This is a genomic window from Streptomyces sp. NPDC086080, assembly GCF_044540255.1.
Lineage (GTDB): Bacteria > Actinomycetota > Actinomycetes > Streptomycetales > Streptomycetaceae > Streptomyces.
This window is the reverse complement of record NZ_JBITRU010000005.1, coordinates 323,450-340,112: the sequence shown is the minus strand read 5'-3', so window position 1 is coordinate 340,112 and position 16,663 is coordinate 323,450. Positions and strand designations below refer to the sequence as shown.

17 protein-coding genes and 1 tRNA gene are annotated in these 16,663 nt (G+C 71.4%); 6 read left to right on the top strand and 12 right to left on the bottom strand.

What is annotated here, in order from left to right; translation table 11 throughout:
* Positions 1–267: 267 nt before the first annotated feature.
* The 4 genes from ACIF9R_RS09445 to ACIF9R_RS09430 all read right to left on the bottom strand — a co-directional run bounded on the left by ACIF9R_RS09445 (position 268) and on the right by ACIF9R_RS09430 (position 1,731).
* Positions 268–591, bottom strand: a complete 324-nt coding sequence (locus tag ACIF9R_RS09445; RefSeq protein WP_399976552.1) for a hypothetical protein — start codon at positions 589–591, stop codon at positions 268–270.
* On the bottom strand, positions 588–935 hold the full coding sequence (locus ACIF9R_RS09440; protein ID WP_399976550.1) for a DUF6247 family protein: 348 nt from the start codon (positions 933–935) through the stop codon (positions 588–590). The genes ACIF9R_RS09445 and ACIF9R_RS09440 overlap by 4 nt, the downstream gene beginning before the upstream one ends.
* A gap of 125 nt (positions 936–1,060) precedes the next feature.
* Positions 1,061–1,396 carry a hypothetical protein gene (locus ACIF9R_RS09435; protein WP_399976547.1) on the bottom strand — a complete coding sequence of 112 codons (336 nt, stop codon included), beginning with the start codon at positions 1,394–1,396 and terminating at the stop codon, positions 1,061–1,063.
* Positions 1,396–1,731, bottom strand: coding sequence for a hypothetical protein (locus tag ACIF9R_RS09430; RefSeq protein WP_399976544.1), 336 nt, complete (start codon positions 1,729–1,731; stop codon positions 1,396–1,398). Before ACIF9R_RS09430 ends, ACIF9R_RS09435 begins: the two co-directional genes overlap by 1 nt.
* 162 nt (positions 1,732–1,893) lie before the next feature.
* Between ACIF9R_RS09430 and ACIF9R_RS09425 the strand changes: the two genes are divergently transcribed.
* The gene (locus ACIF9R_RS09425) at positions 1,894–2,190 is read left to right on the top strand and encodes a GntR family transcriptional regulator (RefSeq protein ID WP_399976541.1); all 297 of its coding nucleotides are present in this window, start codon (positions 1,894–1,896) and stop codon (positions 2,188–2,190) included.
* A 318-nt stretch (positions 2,191–2,508) separates the two neighbouring features.
* Here the strand turns inward: ACIF9R_RS09425 and ACIF9R_RS09420 are convergent.
* From ACIF9R_RS09420 to galU, 7 genes are all read right to left on the bottom strand, one after another.
* Positions 2,509–2,582 (bottom strand) — tRNA-Ala (locus tag ACIF9R_RS09420).
* A gap of 70 nt (positions 2,583–2,652) precedes the next feature.
* Complete coding sequence (gene glpR / locus ACIF9R_RS09415) at positions 2,653–3,882, bottom strand: gephyrin-like molybdotransferase receptor GlpR (RefSeq protein ID WP_399976538.1); 1,230 nt, start codon at positions 3,880–3,882, stop codon at positions 2,653–2,655.
* A 172-nt stretch (positions 3,883–4,054) separates the two neighbouring features.
* On the bottom strand, positions 4,055–4,762 hold the full coding sequence (locus tag ACIF9R_RS09410; RefSeq protein WP_399976680.1) for a GNAT family N-acetyltransferase: 708 nt from the start codon (positions 4,760–4,762) through the stop codon (positions 4,055–4,057).
* Positions 4,759–5,301, bottom strand: coding sequence for a molybdenum cofactor biosynthesis protein B (locus ACIF9R_RS09405; RefSeq protein WP_399976535.1), 543 nt, complete (start codon positions 5,299–5,301; stop codon positions 4,759–4,761). The genes ACIF9R_RS09410 and ACIF9R_RS09405 overlap by 4 nt, the downstream gene beginning before the upstream one ends.
* On the bottom strand, positions 5,298–5,846 hold the full coding sequence (gene moaC / locus ACIF9R_RS09400; protein WP_399976532.1) for a cyclic pyranopterin monophosphate synthase MoaC: 549 nt from the start codon (positions 5,844–5,846) through the stop codon (positions 5,298–5,300). The genes ACIF9R_RS09405 and moaC overlap by 4 nt, the downstream gene beginning before the upstream one ends.
* Before the next feature lie 88 nt (positions 5,847–5,934).
* The gene (glp, locus tag ACIF9R_RS09395; protein ID WP_399976530.1) at positions 5,935–7,257 is read right to left on the bottom strand and encodes a gephyrin-like molybdotransferase Glp; all 1,323 of its coding nucleotides are present in this window, start codon (positions 7,255–7,257) and stop codon (positions 5,935–5,937) included.
* Positions 7,254–8,165: a UTP--glucose-1-phosphate uridylyltransferase GalU gene (gene galU / locus ACIF9R_RS09390; RefSeq protein ID WP_399976528.1), complete on the bottom strand. Its 912-nt coding sequence runs from the start codon at positions 8,163–8,165 to the stop codon at positions 7,254–7,256. Before galU ends, glp begins: the two co-directional genes overlap by 4 nt.
* Positions 8,166–8,257: 92 nt before the next feature.
* Between galU and ACIF9R_RS09385 the strand changes: the two genes are divergently transcribed.
* On the top strand, positions 8,258–8,905 hold the full coding sequence (locus ACIF9R_RS09385; protein ID WP_399976526.1) for a 5-formyltetrahydrofolate cyclo-ligase: 648 nt from the start codon (positions 8,258–8,260) through the stop codon (positions 8,903–8,905).
* A gap of 123 nt (positions 8,906–9,028) precedes the next feature.
* Here ACIF9R_RS09385 and ACIF9R_RS09380 read toward each other — a convergent pair whose 3' ends face one another.
* A complete protein-coding gene (locus ACIF9R_RS09380; RefSeq protein ID WP_399976523.1) occupies positions 9,029–11,824 on the bottom strand; it encodes a penicillin acylase family protein in 2,796 nt (931 codons plus the stop codon).
* A 255-nt stretch (positions 11,825–12,079) separates the two neighbouring features.
* Here ACIF9R_RS09380 and ACIF9R_RS09375 point away from each other — a divergent pair, with 255 nt between their 5' ends.
* The 4 genes from ACIF9R_RS09375 to ACIF9R_RS09360 all read left to right on the top strand — a co-directional run bounded on the left by ACIF9R_RS09375 (position 12,080) and on the right by ACIF9R_RS09360 (position 16,471).
* Positions 12,080–13,615, top strand: coding sequence for a potassium/proton antiporter (locus ACIF9R_RS09375; protein ID WP_399976520.1), 1,536 nt, complete (start codon positions 12,080–12,082; stop codon positions 13,613–13,615).
* A 236-nt stretch (positions 13,616–13,851) separates the two neighbouring features.
* Positions 13,852–15,138, top strand: a complete 1,287-nt coding sequence (locus ACIF9R_RS09370; RefSeq protein WP_399976517.1) for an MFS transporter — start codon at positions 13,852–13,854, stop codon at positions 15,136–15,138.
* Positions 15,139–15,205: 67 nt separating this feature from the next.
* Positions 15,206–15,550 carry an FmdB family zinc ribbon protein gene (locus ACIF9R_RS09365; protein WP_399976514.1) on the top strand — a complete coding sequence of 115 codons (345 nt, stop codon included), beginning with the start codon at positions 15,206–15,208 and terminating at the stop codon, positions 15,548–15,550.
* 78 nt (positions 15,551–15,628) lie between these two features.
* On the top strand, positions 15,629–16,471 hold the full coding sequence (locus tag ACIF9R_RS09360; RefSeq protein ID WP_399976512.1) for an S-methyl-5'-thioadenosine phosphorylase: 843 nt from the start codon (positions 15,629–15,631) through the stop codon (positions 16,469–16,471).
* Positions 16,472–16,663: the final 192 nt, after the last annotated feature.

Genomic DNA, 16,663 nt, shown 5'->3' with positions numbered 1-16,663 from the left:
CGGCCTCGGTGCCCGCCGGGGCTTGGGGACGGCCTCGGTCCACACCCGTCGGTCGAGTGCACCGGCGAGCTGGACGGCGACGCCGGCGCTCAAGCGGCCCTGGGTCCCACAGCGTCTTCCCTGGCCGCCACCCGGCCCGGCTCCGTCCGGCGGGGCATAGCGATCCCCCACACCGATCCCCCACGCCCGCACACATCCCTTCCATCCCGCCAGCTCGACGGGGCGGGGGAGGGATGGTGCACGGGGACCTGGGAGGTTGTCAGCGGATCATTGCCAGAAGATCTCTTCCACGATGATCTGCGGATCCTCTGTGCGCGGGACGAAGGTGTAGATCATCCAGCCCCTGTGGTGGTCGAAGTGCAGGATGTGCGGCCCTTTCGGGTCGGTGGATCGGACCGGTTCGACGTACATCGATGTCGGGAGATCACTGTCGGCGTCGATCCCCCGGAAAAACGGGTCCTTGGCCGTGACCAGTTCGGCACGCGCCTCATCGACCATCCTCCGGGCCTGCTCGGGCAGCCTGTCACGGTCTGCCAGAGCGTCGAGCCGCCAGTCCATCTGCCAGGGCGGCCCCGTGAGCGCATCGGTCACCGGCCGGGCTCCAGGTCCCGCGCCCTGTGGCGAATCATCGAGGCTTCCTCGAGAAGTACCTTGGCCTCCGCGAGGTCGGTGGACTCCGTCGCCCTGTGGTGGAGATCAGCCATGTGGGCATCGAGCTCCGGGTCACGGGCGATCGCGTACTCGCCCCACCAACGGGTCATGAACGCGGGCAGCGGTCCGATGTCATAGGTGTCGGCGATCGCCCGCTTCCAGTGCTCGTCGAAGTCGGGCAGGAGCTGGGGGGTGTGCCGGGCGATGGCGGCACGCAGCGCCTTCGGGTTCCGCTCGGGCATGGGCGGAACGGTCGGCGTGGGTTCTGCGGCGTGTGCGGTCATGACCGGGGGCACTCCTTCGTTCTCCGTCGGCGCACCGTTCCTACGACGATAGCCTGCCCCGATGGCCTGGGTGAGCCGGTCGGCGCCGGAGCGCCGGGGCCGGGCGGGGCTTACGGCACGTGGGTTCACGCGGGCGCTCCCGGGGTGCGGTCGCCGGTGTCGTCATGGTCGGCATCGTCGGACGGCGGCAGGCGTCGCCCGCGGGACTCCGCGATACGCAGGGCGTCTGCGAGGCACTCGGTGAGGCGGATGGCGCCGTACCGTACCTCGACGTGCGGGGACATCGGGTCCTCCAGCACACGCCGGGCGCGTTCGAGCACGTCCAGGCCGTCGGCAAGCTGCTGGGCCTCCATCTCATCGGCCAGCCGCGAGACGTAACCGTCCTCGCCGTTGGCGAGGAAGCAGGGTTTTCCGTCCGGCGAAGACCAAGGCAGCAGCCGGAGCGAGGGGTACGGCTCCATCAGGCGGCCACCTTTCCCGCGCCGGTGGGGAGTTGGTCGAGGTCGATCCCGAAGTCGGTGGCGAGGACGAGGGTGACCCTGCGGCGGCGCCGCTGACGTGCGCGTTCCTGTTCGTGGGCGGTGAGGTAGGGGCGGACGAGCCGGGAGTCGGCGCCGTCGAGGGGGAGGTGCAGGCAGTACGGGGAGCGGTGGAGGGGGAGGCAGGGGGAGTCGGTGGTGGGGGTGGGGGCGGCGGTGAGGTGCGCGAGGCGGAGGTCACCGGCGCGGTGGGTTCCGGTACCGGGACTGAAGAGAAGGCCCAGCCAATGGGCGAGGCGGCGGATAAGGTCGGGCATGTCGACGCTCCTTCGTAGCGTTGGCCACGCCCCGGGAGGTCTCACCACCTCGCCGGGGTCTCTTGTTCGCCACCTTGCATCAGGATGCGTTAGGTAGCAATAGGAAGCATACGGTTGCACCCATACGTGGTGGGCCGCTTTTACTCGCTTTAGCGTGCAGCCATGGCTGATGAGCGCGAGTGGAGACCCGACCCGGCGAGTCACGTCTACGTGTACCTACAGGTCGTGCACCACATCGCTGAGCAGATCCGCACCGGGCGGCTTCCCACGGGCGCGCGCCTCCCTGCTGAACGCGATCTCGCGGAGCAGTACGGCGTAGCCGTCAACACGATCCGTCGAGCCGTCCGTGACCTACGCGACCAGGGACTGGTCATCACCGTTCCCATCAAGGGAACGTTCGTACGCCCTGAAGCGCCCTCCGGCGACGCATCGGCACATGAAGACGACACCGCCGGCTGACCGTCACGGGGAAGTCCGCCTCGCGGATGCGGCCTCGGCCAGGAATCGGTCGTCCTGTCACGCCCCTTGGTCGTCCACCGCGGCCAGTGGACCGATACGACGAAGGACGCAGTCGTCCGAAAGGGCGTGCCCGGTAAGGCGATCCGCCGGCGCGGTACGTCGGGGTCGATGTGGCGGGCGGTGGGGCCCACGAAGGACAGGGCTTTCACCCCGAACAGGCTTGAACAGCCCCGGAAACGACGAAGATCCCGACCGATCGCGATGATCGGTCGGGACCTCGTCAACTGAACCTGAGCTACCCCAAGGACAGTTGCGCGGTGGACCTGTGGGGATTTGAACCCCAGACCCCCTCGATGCGAACGAGGTGCGCTACCAGACTGCGCCACAGGCCCTTGCAACGAGTGAAACCTTAGCATCCCGATCGGGGTGCTCGGAAATCCGTTGCCGGTGGAGCCGGGGGCGCTACTCGTTGGCCGCCTTCGGGCGGTCGCCGTCCTCGTACTGGTCGAAGAGGGGGGTGCGGCCGCGTTCGCGGGAGCGGCGGGCCGAGGCCGCGCGGCGGGCGTCGGTGCGGCCGTCGGCCGGGGCGGGATCCGGGTCCGCTTCCTCGGCCGGATCGGCGGCCGACTCGCCGGCCGGTACCGCGCTCGAGCGGGCCGAGCTCCAGGTGTCCGGTGCGCCGAGGTCCACGTCGCTGGTGGCGCGCGGGGCGACCGGCGCCGTCACGTACGTCGGCAGCGGTACCGGGACCGGGTCCCAGCTGTCGCCGCCCTGGTCGGGGCGGCGCTGCCGCTCGCGCTGCTGGTCGACCCACTCGGCGTGGTCGGTCTGCTCGACGAGCGCGCGCCGGTCCGCGGCGAGCGCGGTCAGGCCCGGGTCGACGACGACCCCGGCTTCCGGACCCTCCGGTTCGTCGGGGTCCGCGTGGTCGGCGGCCGGGCGGCGGCGCGGCTGGCGCTCCCGCTCGCGCAGCCGCTGCGCCGCGACCTCCGCCTGCCGGCGGTCCATCTGGTACGCGAACCTGCGGCGCTCCTGGGAGCGCAGGTACGCGATGTAGGCGCTCAGCAGCACGGCGGGTACACCGGGTGCCCAGAGGAAGGCGAGTCCGCCGACCGCCGCGACGACCGCGCCGAGGGTGAAGGCGACGAACAGCACCGTGGTGGTACGGCGGCGGCGGGCGAGCGCCTTGGTGCGCCGGGCGCGCGCGGCGGCGGCCTGCGCCGCCCGTTCCCGTCGGATGTCCGGTGCGCGGCGGGCGGCCGGGATGCCTGCCCGCGCGGAGGCGGGTTCGGGCGCCGCACCCCGCTGCGCCTGCCGTTCCGCGCGTTCGCCCGGGGGCCTGCCGGTCCGGTCGGCCGCCGTGGGTTCCGGCCGCTCCTCGGGGGGTGACGGTACGGGCACCTGGGTCTGCGGCCGGGTCCGGGACACGGCGAAGGCCCGGACGTCCACCGAGTCGGTGACCGCGTCCGGGTCGTGGACGCCCTGCTCCCCCTCGTCGGTGGAGCGCGCCCGCAGGTCCTTGGCGTACCGGCGCTCCATGCCCGCCCGTCCGGACAACAATCGGATGGCGGTGCTGAAGCGTTCCGTCGGACGGGCCTCGTTCAGCTCGTCCTGCCTACGGAGCCACATCGGCACCAAGTAGGCGGCCCAGGCCCCGACAATGACTGCGTAGATGAGGCCGCTGCTGCTCACGCCTCACACGGTAGAGGGGTTTGGACGGGGCCATCCGCCAATTGGGCCGGTGTGTCGCACGATCTGGCTGATATTTCGAACTTTTCTTGTGACCGGCTCGATCAGAGGGCCACTCGAACCAGGAATTCCGCAACCCGATGCGGTCATCTCCCGCATAAATTCGAACGTTTATTCAATTACCAGGTCCGTGCGGGATTCCGCGGTGACGCCGTTCGTGTCCGGGCAGCTCATGCCCGGACCCCTCCCGCAACTCATGCCCGGCCCCCTCCCGGGAGCGTGCCCGGTGCCACCGGGCGAGCAAACCGTCGGGGACTTCCTCCGCCGTGAGCGCGAAGACGAGATGGTCCCGCCAGGCACCGTCGATGTGCAGATACCGGGGCCGGAGCCCTTCCTCGCGGAATCCGAGTTTCTCCACGACCCTGCGGCTCGGCCCGTTCTCCGGGCGAATGCAGACCTCGACGCGGTGCAGTCCGACCGTGCGGAAACAGTGGTCCACGGCCATCGCCACGGCCGTCGGCACCACTCCGCGCCCGGCCACCGACTGGTCCACCCAGTAGCCGACATGGCCCGAGCACATCGAACCCCAGGTGATCCCGGCGACCGTCAACTGCCCTACGAGACGCCCCTGGTACTCGATGACGAACGGCAGCATCCGGCCGGCGCCCGCCTCCGAGCGCAGGTGGCGGACCATCTGACGGTAGGTCGGGCGGTGGGTGACCGGGCCGCTGGGCGTGGGCGGCGGGATGGTCGCCTCCCAGGGCCGCAGCCAGTCACGGTTGCGCCGGTTGACCTCGCGCCAGGCCTTCTGGTCGCGCTGCTTTATCGGCCGGAGGACGATGTCGCCGTCGACCAGCTCGACCGGCCAGTAGGGGCTGTTCAGCTCGCACCCCCGCCACTGGTGTCCGGCCGGGGGTGGTCCCCGCCGCGCAACTGGTCCACGGCGTGCTTCAGCAACGGCTCCAGGACGGCGAGCCCGTCCTTCACCCCGCCGCTGGACCCGGGCAGGTTGACGATCAGGGTGCCGCCCGCGACCCCGGCCAGGCCCCGCGAGAGGGCCGCCGTGGGCACCTTGTCGCGGCCGTACGCGCGGATGGCCTCCGCGATGCCGGGGACCTCGCGGTCGATCACCCCGCGGGTCGCCTCGGGGGTGCGGTCGGTGGGCGAGATGCCGGTGCCGCCGGTGGTGACGATGACGTCGTATCCGGCGGCGGCGCCCGCGCGCAGGGCCGCTTCCACCGGGTCGCCGTCGGAGACCACCTGGGGTCCGTCGACCGTGAAGCCGAAGCGCCGCAGCCCTTCCGCGATCAGCGGGCCGCCCTTGTCCTCGTAGACGCCGGCGGCGGCCCGGTTGGACGCGGTGACCACCAGCGCGGCATACGGAGCGGGCAGGGCGCCGCCCAGACTCGCGTCGAGTGTCATGTCCGGCTCCAGTCGCCCGACTTGCCGCCCGTCTTCTCCTCCACCCGTACGTCCGTGATGACCGCCTCCTTGTCGACCGCCTTGACCATGTCGATCACGGTGAGCGCGGCGACCGACACCGCGGTGAGCGCCTCCATCTCCACGCCCGTGCGGTCCGTCGTCTTCACGGTCGCCGCGATCTCCACGGCGTCGTCCGCGACCGACAGGTCCAGTTTCACACCGGACACCGACAACGGGTGGCACAGCGGGATGAGGTCGGGGGTGCGTTTGGCGCCCATGATGCCCGCGATGCGCGCGGTGGCCAGGGCGTCGCCCTTGGGAACGCCCTCGCCACGCAGCAGCTCGATCACGCGCGGGGCGACGAGAACGCGGCCGGTGGCCCGCGCGGTGCGCGCGGTGACGTCCTTGGCGGACACGTCGACCATACGGGCGGCGCCCGCCGCGTCGATGTGGGTCAGACGGGACTGCCCGGAGGGGTCCGAGGGGTCCGACGGGTTCGAGGGGTCGGAGGGTCCGGGGGGCGCCCCCCGGCTTGGCACGGTCATGATCGTGTGACGCTCCCGGTCCTGGCCCGTCGCGGTGTGCGGCGCACGGGCCTGCTGTGCGCGACACGGTACCGCCAACCGACCGGGTTCAGCCGAGCAGGACCACCTGGACCTCGGTGCCGGGCGCCACGGACTCGGTCTCCTCGGGGACGACGATCAGCGCGTTCGCCTGGGCGAGGGCGGCGACGAGGTGGGATCCGGCGCCGCCCACCGGCGTCACCGTGCCGTCGGCGTACCGGCCGCGCAGGAACTGGCGGCGGCCCCCCGGCGAGGTCAGTGCCCGGTCCGTGGTGAGCTTCGCGTGGGCTCTCGGCCGGTGGACGTCGGCCAGGCCCATCAGGGTGCGGATGGCGGGGCGGACGAACAGCTCGAAGGAGACGTAGGAGGAGACCGGGTTGCCGGGCAGGGCCAGCAGCGGGGTGTGGTCGGGGCCGATGGAGCCGAATCCCTGGGGTTTGCCCGGCTGCATGGCGAGCTTGCGGAAGTCGACGCCGCTGCCGGGCTCGTCCTCGTCCGCCGCGTACGACAGCGCCTCCTTGACGACGTCGTACGCCCCGACGCTCACGCCGCCGGTGGTGACCAGCAGGTCGGCACGGACCAGCTGGTCCTCGATGGTGTCCCGCAGGACCGTGGCGTCGTCGGCGACGGCTCCCACGCGGTAGGCGATCGCGCCGGCGTCCCGCGCGGCGGCGGTGAGGGCGAAGCTGTTGGAGTCGTAGATCTGGCCGGAGCGCAGTTCCTCGTCGGGCTGGACGAGTTCGCTGCCCGTGGAGAGCACCACCACACGCGGGCGCGGGCGCACCCGTACCGTGCCGCGGCCGATGGCGGCCAGCAGGGAGATCTGCGGCGGGCCGAGGACGGTGCCGGCCTCCAGGGCCCGGTCACCGGCCCTGACGTCGCTGCCCTTGGCGCGCACATGCGCGCGTGCCGCGGCCGGGCGATGGACGCAGACCTGTCCGGTGGCGCCCTCGGGGGCGAGGCTGCGGGCGCGCATCCCGGTGGCCGGGCCCTCACCGAGGCCGCCGTCGGTCCACTCCACGGGGACGACGGTCTCGGCGCCGGGCGGGAGCGGTGCGCCGGTCATGATGCGGGCGGCCTGGCCCGGGCCGACGTGCAGGAGGTCGGCCTGTCCGGCGGCGACGTCCCCGATCACCTCGAGGGCCGCCGGGTACTGCTCGCTCGCGCCCGCGATGTCCGCGACCCGTACCGCGTACCCGTCCATGGAGCTGTTGTCGAACGGGGGCAGGGACACGGGCACCGTGATGTCCTCGACCAGGACGCAGCCCTGGGCGTCGAGGAGGTGCAACTCGATGGGTTCGAGGGGCCGGACAGCGGCGAGGATGTCGTCCAGGTGCTCGTCCACCGACCAGAGGTGGTCCGGGCCTGCGGTGCGGGGCGCGGCGGTGCTCAACGTTGCTGCATCTCCTCGGTGACATAGCGCTGGAGCCAGGTCCGGAACTCCGGGCCCAGGTCCTCACGTTCGCACGCGAGACGAACAATGGCACGCAGGTAGTCGCCGCGGTCGCCGGTGTCATAGCGGCGGCCCTTGAAGACGACGCCGTGCACCGGGCCGCCGATCTTCTCGTCGGCGGCGAGCTGCTGGAGGGCGTCGGTGAGCTGGATCTCGCCGCCGCGGCCGGGCTCGGTCTCGCGCAGCACGCCGAAGACGGCCGGGTCCAGGACATAGCGGCCGATGATGGCGTAGTGGGACGGCGCGTCCTCGACGGCGGGCTTCTCGACCATGCCGCTGACCTTGACGACGTCGGAGTCCGTGGTGGTCTCGACGGCGGCGGAGCCGTAGAGGTGGATCTGCTCGGGGGCCACCTCCATGAGGGCGATGACACTGCCGCCGTACTGCTGCTGGACCTCGATCATGCGCTGGAGCAGGGGGTCGCGCGGGTCGATCAGGTCGTCACCGAGGAGGACGGCGAAGGGCTCGTCGCCGACGTGCGGGGCGGCGCACAGGACGGCGTGGCCGAGGCCTCTGGGGTCACCCTGGCGGACGTAGTGCATGGTGGCCAGGTCACTGGACTCCTGGACCTTGGCAAGGCGGCCGGCGTCGCCCTTCTTCTGAAGGGCGGATTCCAGTTCGTAGTTGCGGTCGAAGTGGTCCTCAAGGGGGCGCTTGTTGCGGCCCGTGACCATGAGGACGTCGTCGAGACCGGCGGAGACGGCCTCTTCGACCACGTACTGGATCGCCGGCTTGTCGACGACCGGCAGCATCTCCTTGGGCGTGGCCTTGGTGGCCGGCAGGAACCGGGTGCCGAGACCTGCTGCGGGGATGACAGCCTTGCTGATCCGCGGGTGTGACTGTGACATGCCGGACACCATATCCGGTGTCTTTGCAGGGAATCTGTGGCTCCGATTAATTACCACTCATATGAGCATATTAGAACGGTACGGGTACAGATTTGAGACACAACGATCGCGCGGACGAGTCTGACAAGCGGACACTGCGCCGCGAAGTCCTCCGCGTGAGGAGCGGGTTGACAGCGGATGACGTGCGGGTGTCCGCGGCCGCGCTGGCCCGGTGGGCACTCGCGCTGCCCGAACTGGCACACGCGCGCACCGTGGCGGCGTACGTCTCCGTGGGGAGCGAACCCGGCACCCTCGCGCTGCTGGACGCACTGCGCGCGCGGGGCGTACGGGTACTGCTGCCCGCGCTGCTGCCCGACAACGACCTCGACTGGGCCGCGTATGCCGGGGAGGGCTCCCTCGCTCCGGTGCGGCACGGCGGCCGCATGACCCTGCTCGAGCCGACCGGGGAACGCCTCGGACCGGACGCCGTGACGGAGGCGGACGCCGTACTGCTGCCCGGACTGGCCGTCGACGCGCGCGGGATGCGGCTGGGGCGCGGCGGGGGCTCGTACGACCGTGTCCTCGCCCGGCTGGACCGTGCGGGCGCGCGCCCGGCGCTGGTGGTGCTGCTGTACGGCTCCGAGGTCGTCGGTCACATCCCCGAGGAGCCGCACGACCGGCCGGTGCACGCGGTGGTGACCCCGTCGGGGGTACGGCGGTTCGGCCGCCCCGGCGACGGGACCGCCGACGAGACCCCCTGACACGCGCGTCGGTCCCCACGCGCGCACGCGTGGGGACCGAGATGCCATCGTCCTCCCCGCCGACGCGGGGGTGCCCCACGCGCGCACGCGTGGGGACCGATTCCGCTCGCCGGCCGGCCGGGATCAGGGCCTGAGCAGCAGCGTGTCGCTCGTGTTCTTCTCGACCGCCTTGCGCGAGAACGGCCATTCCAGCAGCTCGCCTGCGGCCCACTTGTCCGTCTGGTCGACGTAGTGCGCGCTGTAGGCGTGTCCGGAGGCGCCGGTGAGGTTGATCCACCGTGACTTGTCGAGATCGCCGAGGTTGACCACCATGCGCATGGACGGCACCCACACGACCTCGTAGCCACCGGCCGCGTTCCAGCCGGTCGCGTTGACCGTGGCCTCGCCGCCGCCGAGCTTCCACGGGCCGCGGTTGAGGACGTACTGCAGGAAGCCGGGGCCCTCGGTGCCGAGGGTCTGGTTCTCCAGGAACAGGCGGTGCAGCCGGCCCCAGCTCCAGGAGTCGATGTCCTTGCCGAGCTTGGCGGTCAGCTCCCAGCGGGCGTCGATCATGGCCCGCTTGAACAGGTCGTCACGGTTGCTCTCGGCGCCCGGACGGGTGCCCCGCTTGGGCGTCGTCCACCACTCGCTGTCCTCGTCGTCCTTCAGCGTGCGGACCACCTCGAACCAGCGGTCGCCGCCGTCCGGCTGCGCCTGGTCGGCGGCGCGCAGACCGCACTCGCGGACCTTGCCCGCCTCGTCGGCGGGCCCGGTGGTGTTGACCGGGTCGACCCACAGGCACTGGCCCTTGACCCGCAGCTCCTTGGGCAGCTTGTGGCCGAAGGCCAGCTTGAGGATGTTGCGCCACACCGCGTTGAAGTAGGCGGCGGCGGCCGAGTCGGCGTCCTGGGTGTAGTCCCAGCCCTCCAGCAGCTTCTGCGCCTCGCGCACGTCCTCGTCACCGGTGTCGATCCTCAGCAGGTCGGGCACCAGCAGCTTGGCGATGGAGCTGGAGTTGTCGAGCTGCATCTGCCGCATGTCGTCGGTGGAGATCTTGCCGCCGTCCTTGATCTTCGACTGGATCAGGTCGGTGATGCGCCGGCTGCGGGCGCCGTAGCCCCAGTCCGTGGTCAGGGTGTACGGGTAGTCCTTGCCGACGACGGCCTGGTTGGCCGTGACGATGTAGCCGCGCTCGGGATCGAACTCGTAGGGCAGCGCGTCCTGGTCGATCCAGCCGGTCCACCGGTAGTCGGCGTCCCAGCCGGGGGCGGGGAGGGAACCGTCGTGGTCCTCCGCGCGGGTGGGGATCTTTCCGGGCAGCGTGTAGCCGATGTGGCCCTCGGTGTCCGCGTAGACCAGGTTCTGCGACGGCACCTCGAAGAGCGTGGCCGCCTCGCGGAAGTCGTCCCAGTCCTTCGCGCGGTTGATCGCGAAGACGGAGTCCATGGTGCGGCCCGGGTCCAGGGCGGTCCAGCGCAGCGCGACGCCGTAGCCGTCGCCCCGGTCGGGGGCCGCGCTGTCGACGGTGGCCTTCTTGCCGGTCCTCACCAGCTCGTCGGAGCGGTCGGAGAGCAGCGGGCCGTTGTTGGTCTCGCGCACCACGATCTTCCGCGCGGAGCCGCCGGCGACCCTGATGATCTCTTCGCGCGTCTCGAACGGCACCACCTTGCCGTCGTACTGGTAACCGTCGCCGGTGATCTTCTCCAGGTACAGGTCGGTGACGTCGACGCCGGAGTTGGTCAGGCCCCAGGCGATGTCCTGGTTGTGGCCGATTATCACTCCGGGCATGCCCGCGAAGGTGTAGCCCGCGACGTCGTACCGGCACGTGTCGGAGACGCTGCGGCAGTGCAGGCCCATCTGGTACCAGACGGACGGCAGCGAGGCCGACAGGTGCGGGTCGTTGGCGAGCAGCGGCTGACCGGTGATGGTGTGGTCACCGGAGACGACCCAGGAGTTGGAGCCGATGCCGTCGCCGTTGACGCCGACGGCGGTGGGGAGGTCCTGCAGGATCTCCTGAAGGCCGGCCAGCTGGTTCTCCAGTGCGGAGCCCGTACCGTCGCCGGCCCCCGTACCGTCCCCTGTGCCCGTGCCGTCTCCGTCACCCTCACCCTCGCCGGACCCGGAGTCGGAGTCGGAGTCGCCCGTGGTCCCGCCCTGCTCGTACGCCCCGGTGAGCTCGTCGTACTGGCCCTCCTGGACCACCGGCTTGTTCCGGCCGTACGGATACGCCGGGTACAGGTCGGCGATCTGCTTCGGGCCGAGACGGCTGGTCATCAGCGCGCGGTCGATCTCGTCCTGCATGTTGCCGCGCAGGTCCCAGGCCATCGCCTTCAGCCAGGCCACGGAGTCGACCGGGGTCCACTCCCCCGGCATGTAGTCGTTCTCGAAGCCCAGGGCCGCGTACTCCAGGGAGATCTCCTTGCCGTCCTTCCCCGCCAGGTAGGCGTTGACGCCCTTGGCATACGCCTGGAGGTACTTCTTCGTGGCGGGGGAGAGCTTCTTGTCGTACTCCTCCTTGGCGACCCGCTCCCAGCCCAGGGTGCGCAGGAACTCGTCGGTGTCGACCTGGCTCTCGCCGAACATCTCCGACAGGCGCCCGGCGGTCATGTGCCGGCGCACGTCCATCTCGTAGAACCGGTCCTGCGCCTGGACATAGCCCTGCGCCATGAACAGGTCCTCGTCGGAGGAGGCGTAGATCTGCGGGATGCCATGACCGTCGCGCCGGACATCGACGGTCCCGGACAGGCCCTGGAGCGTGATCAAGCCCTTGGTCTGCGGGAAGGAGGCACGCACGGTGCTGACCGACCAGTACCCCCCGTAGGCGACACCGCCGATCAGGGCCAGCACCAGGACCAGCACGATCAGACGGGCTTTGCGCCCTTTTTTCCTGCCGGACTTGCCGGATTGCCGGCCCGTGGAGGCGGTGGTGTCGGTGGGCATCGCTGTCCTTGCTGTCCTAACGCGAGCGGCAGGTCGGGCTGCGCTTTTAACTGAGCGCTGGAGCAACGATAGGCGCAGGGCCCCGCGCCACTTGACGCGGAGTCGGGAACCAGCCCGGACGGACGTTCGATCATGCCCTGCTTCGCGTCAAGAAAGCGTCAAGAGTTAGGTAAGGTAACGAAGTAGTTTGCCGCAGCAGCGGTGGACCGCAGAGCGATGTACGTGAGCTCACGCGCGGATGCGCCTGAGCGGCGGATGCGCCTGAGCAAGGGAAGGAAACAGCCGCTGACCGTCCACCACCTCAACCAGCTCCTGCTCGTCAGCTCGGTCGTCCTGCTCGTGGCCGTGGTCGCGGTCCGGATCTCCTCGCGCAGCGGGCTCCCCAGCCTGCTCATCTATCTGGGCATCGGCATCGCCATCGGCCAGGACGGCATCGGCCACGTTTCGTACGACAATGCCGAGCTGACACAGGTCATCGGGTACGCGGCCCTGGTCGTGATCCTCGCCGAGGGCGGCCTTGGCACCAAGTGGAGCGAGGCGAAACCGGCGCTGCCGGCCGCCACCGCGCTCGCCCTGGTCGGCGTCGCGGTGAGCGTCGGGGTCACGGCGTCGGCGGCGCACTTCCTGGTCGGGCTGGAATGGCGGCAGGCGCTCATCATCGGCGCGGTGGTCTCCTCGACCGACGCGGCGGCCGTCTTCTCGGTGCTGCGGAAGATTCCCCTCCCCTCGCGGGTGACGGGCACCCTGGAGGCCGAGTCCGGCTTCAACGACGCCCCCGTCGTCCTTCTGGTCGCCTCCCTCTCCGCGGCCGGACCCGTCGAGCACTGGTACGTCCTGATCGGCGAGATCGCGCTGGAGCTGGTCATCGGCGCCGCCATCGGACTCGCGGTGGGCTGGCTGGGCGCCCTGGGGCTGCGGCACGTGGCACTGCCCGCCTCCGGCCTCTACCCGATCGCCGTCATGGCCATCGCCGTCGCCGCCTACGCGGTGGGCTCCACCGCCCACGGGAGTGGCTTCCTCGCCGTCTATCTCGCCTCGATGGTGCTGGGCAACGCCAAGCTGCCGCACTGGCCCGCCACCCGCGGGTTCGCCGAAGGGCTCGGCTGGATCGCCCAGATCGGCATGTTCGTGCTGCTCGGCCTGCTGGTCACCCCGCACGAACTCGGCGACGACATCGTGCCCGCGCTGCTCATCGGACTGGCACTGACCCTGGTGGCCCGGCCCCTGAGCGTCGTGGCGTGCCTGCTGCCGCTGCGGGTGCCCTGGCAGGAGCAGGCGCTGATGTCCTGGGCCGGGCTGCGCGGCGCCGTGCCGATCGTCCTGGCCACCATCCCGATGGTGCGGGGCGTCGAGGGCAGCGAGCGCATCTTCAACATCGTCTTCGTCCTGGTCGTCGTCTACACGCTCGTCCAGGGACCGACCCTGCCCTGGCTGGCCCGCCAACTGCGGCTGGGCGGGGACGCCGGCGCCGCCGATCTCGGTATCGAGTCGGCGCCCCTGGAACGGCTGCGCGGGCATCTGCTGTCCGTCGCCATCCCCGACGGGTCGCGGATGCACGGCGTGGAGGTCGGCGAGCTGCGGCTGCCCGCCGGGGCCGCCGTCACCCTCGTCGTGCGCGAGGGGGCGTCCTTCGTCCCGCTCCCCTCGACGATGCTGCGGCGCGGCGACGAACTGCTCGTCGTCGCCACGGACCCGGTACGGGACGCCGCCGAACGGCGCCTGCGCGCGGTCGGCCGGGGCGGCAAGCTCGCGGGCTGGCTGGGCACCGATGGATCGCAGGCGGAACGCTGACCGGGTGCCCCTTTTCACAGGCGCGCAAGCCCTTTGTTACGTGAGATCCCTGTAGTATACGAACGACCCAGATCGAACCAACTCTGCCTGACGCAGAGCTGGCGCGACCGTATGGCGGCCGGAACGCCCTGAGCTGTGGCGCCGGTACCTACCGCAGTCAGCGCAAGAGGACAGCTCTCGGCGGCTCCCCGCATCACCCGCGCGGAGCGCTACCAGGTGGCAGAAAGGCACGGGCCGTGGCATCCACGGTCACCACGTCGAAGGACCAGGCCACCTCCCGCCCGGGATACGGCCGACTGCTGCGCACACGCGGCGCGTGGACGTTCCTGCTCCCCGGCTTCGCGGCACGCCAGCCGTTCGCGATGCTCACCCTCTCCATCGTGCTGCTGGTGCAGCACACCACCGGCTCGTACGGGGCGGCCGGCGCCGTCGCCGCCGTCACCGGTGTCTCCATGGCGCTCTTCGCGCCCTACAGCGGCCGCCTCGCCGACCGCCACGGACAGCGCGCCGTCCTGGTGCCCGGTGTCCTGGTGCACACGGTGTCCGGCCTCACGCTCACCGCGCTGGCACTGACCGGCGCACCCCTGTGGGCCCTGTTCGCCGCCGCCGTGCCCACGGGCGCCTCGGTGCCCCAGGTGGGGCCCATGGTGCGCGCCCGCTGGGGCGTCAAACTCAAGGGCTCCCCGCTGATGCCCACCGCGGCGGCGTTCGAGTCCGTCACCGACGAGTTCACCTTCGTCGTCGGACCCCTGCTGGCCACAGCCCTGTGCACGGCCGTCGACCCGGCCGCCGGCCTGGTCACCGAGGCCGCCCTCACCCTCGTCGGCGGCCTGCTGTTCGCCGCGCAGAAGGGCACCCAGCCCGCGGTCGCCGCCGATGCGGGACGCGCGCGCGTGGAGCACGGTTCCGCGCTGCGGGTCCCCGGGGTGCGGGTGTTGATCGTGGCCTTCCTCGGCATCGGCTCCGTCTTCGGCGGTATGCAGGTGTCCCTGGCCGCGTTCAGCCAGTCGATCGGCAACCCCGGGATGAACGGCGTCCTCTACGGCGTCTTCGCCGCGGGAAACATGCTCGCCGGCATCGCCTGCGGCGCGATCGCCTGGAGGGCCGCCCCGCAGCGGCGTCTGGTCCTCGCCCACGCGGCGCTCGCGCTGGCCGCGTCCGCCCTGTGGACCACCCACTCGGCGCTGCTGCTGGCCGGGCTCGGCCTCCTCGTCGGCATGTGCATCGCGCCCGCCCTGATCACCGGCTACACGCTGGTGGAGGACCTGGTCCCGGCCGGGGCCCGCACCGAGGCCTTCACCTGGCTGACCGGCGCCGTCGCGCTGGGCCAGGCCGCGGCCGTCACGGCCGCCGGACAGCTGGAGGACCGGCTGTGGGACGGCGCCGGATTCCTGGTGCCGATGGCCGGTACGGCGCTGGCCCTGGCGACCCTGCTGGCACTGCGGTCACGGCTGCTGACCCACCCGCGCGGACGCACCGTCGCACGTGGCGTGGGTCACCGCGAGCCCGTCGCAGTGGACTGAACCCCGGGAATGCGTCACTATGGACCGTCGTTAGCACTCATCGAGTGAGAGTGCCAGGAGGAAGACAGTGCCGACCTACCAGTACCAGTGCACCGAGTGCGGCGAAGGCCTCGAGGCGGTGCAGAAGTTCACCGACGACGCGCTGACCGAGTGCCCCAGTTGCCAGGGCCGCCTCAAGAAGGTGTTCTCAGCGGTCGGCATCGTGTTCAAGGGCTCCGGCTTCTACCGGAACGACAGCCGCGGCTCCTCGTCGAGCAGTTCCCCGGCCGCGTCGAAGTCCTCCGGTTCCGCGTCCTCCTCCTCTTCCTCGTCGGACTCGGGCTCCGGCGCGAGTGCGACGTCCGGTTCGGGTTCGAGCTCGTCGTCCGGTTCGTCCGGTTCCGCCGGGTCCACCAGCACCACCGCCGCGTAGGACCGCATCCTTACGGGACCCTGTCGTTCTCCGACGACGGGGTCTTCGGCGTTTCCGGGTCCGGCTAGGGTGCGGGGCATGGCGAACATGGCGAAGGCCGAGATCGGCGTGATCGGCGGCTCCGGCTTCTACTCCTTCCTCGACGACGTGACCGAGGTCCAGGTGGACACCCCGTACGGGGCTCCCAGCGACTCCCTGTTCCTCGGCGACGTGGCGGGCCGGCGGGTCGCCTTCCTGCCCCGGCACGGACGCGGCCACCACCTGCCGCCGCACCGCATCAACTACCGCGCCAACCTGTGGGCGCTGAGGTCGGTCGGCGCGCGCCAGGTCCTCGGGCCGTGCGCGGTGGGAGGGCTGCGGCCCGAGTACGGGCCGGGCACGCTGCTGGTCCCGGACCAGCTCGTGGACCGTACGAAGTCCCGGATGAACACGTACTTCGACGGGCTGCCGCTCCCGGACGGCACCGTGCCGAACGTGGTCCATGTGTCCCTGGCCGACCCCTACTGTCCCACCGGGCGGGCGGCCGCGCTGAAGGCGGCGCGGGGCCGCGACTGGGAGCCGGTGGACGGCGGCACGCTGGCCGTGGTGGAGGGGCCGCGCTTCTCCACCCGCGCCGAATCCCTGTGGCACCGGGCGCAGGGCTGGTCGGTGGTGGGCATGACCGGCCACCCCGAGGCGGCGCTCGCCCGCGAGCTGGAGCTCTGCTACACGTCCCTCACCCTGGTCACCGACCTGGACGCCGGCGCCGAGACCGGTGAGGGCGTCTCCCACGACGAGGTGCTGCGGGTGTTCGCCGCCAACGTGGACCGGCTGCGGGGCGTGCTCTTCGACGCGGTGGCCGCGCTGCCGGCGACGGCGGAACGGGACTGTCCGTGCACGTCGGCGCTGGGCGGGATGGACCCGGGGTTCGCGCTGCCGTAGGGGTCGCGGCGCCGCGGGCCCGGTGGCTCTGGCCGACGGCGGGATGTCGGCTGCTGGTGGCCCCGGGCAGCGCGGAGGCGCGGGGCGGCACCTTCTCGAGCCCGACGTCCCGTTGCGACGGCGGGGCGTGCGGTTCGCGCCGATGGCGGCATTGCCGACTCGCGGCCGGGGCGGGGCGGGGTCCGGCTCGAC

Coding starts and splice junctions, on each gene's coding strand:
- ACIF9R_RS09425 (WP_399976541.1), top strand. CDS start 1,894: ATGGCTGATGAGCGCGAGTGGAGACCCGACCCGGCGAGTCACGTCTAC.
- moaC (WP_399976532.1), bottom strand. CDS start 5,846: ATGACCGTGCCAAGCCGGGGGGCGCCCCCCGGACCCTCCGACCCCTCG.
- ACIF9R_RS09435 (WP_399976547.1), bottom strand. CDS start 1,396: ATGGAGCCGTACCCCTCGCTCCGGCTGCTGCCTTGGTCTTCGCCGGAC.
- galU (WP_399976528.1), bottom strand. CDS start 8,165: ATGTCACAGTCACACCCGCGGATCAGCAAGGCTGTCATCCCCGCAGCA.
- ACIF9R_RS09440 (WP_399976550.1), bottom strand. CDS start 935: ATGACCGCACACGCCGCAGAACCCACGCCGACCGTTCCGCCCATGCCC.
- ACIF9R_RS09430 (WP_399976544.1), bottom strand. CDS start 1,731: ATGCCCGACCTTATCCGCCGCCTCGCCCATTGGCTGGGCCTTCTCTTC.
- ACIF9R_RS09375 (WP_399976520.1), top strand. CDS start 12,080: ATGCGCCTGAGCAAGGGAAGGAAACAGCCGCTGACCGTCCACCACCTC.
- ACIF9R_RS09380 (WP_399976523.1), bottom strand. CDS start 11,824: ATGCCCACCGACACCACCGCCTCCACGGGCCGGCAATCCGGCAAGTCC.
- ACIF9R_RS09405 (WP_399976535.1), bottom strand. CDS start 5,301: ATGACACTCGACGCGAGTCTGGGCGGCGCCCTGCCCGCTCCGTATGCC.
- ACIF9R_RS09360 (WP_399976512.1), top strand. CDS start 15,629: ATGGCGAACATGGCGAAGGCCGAGATCGGCGTGATCGGCGGCTCCGGC.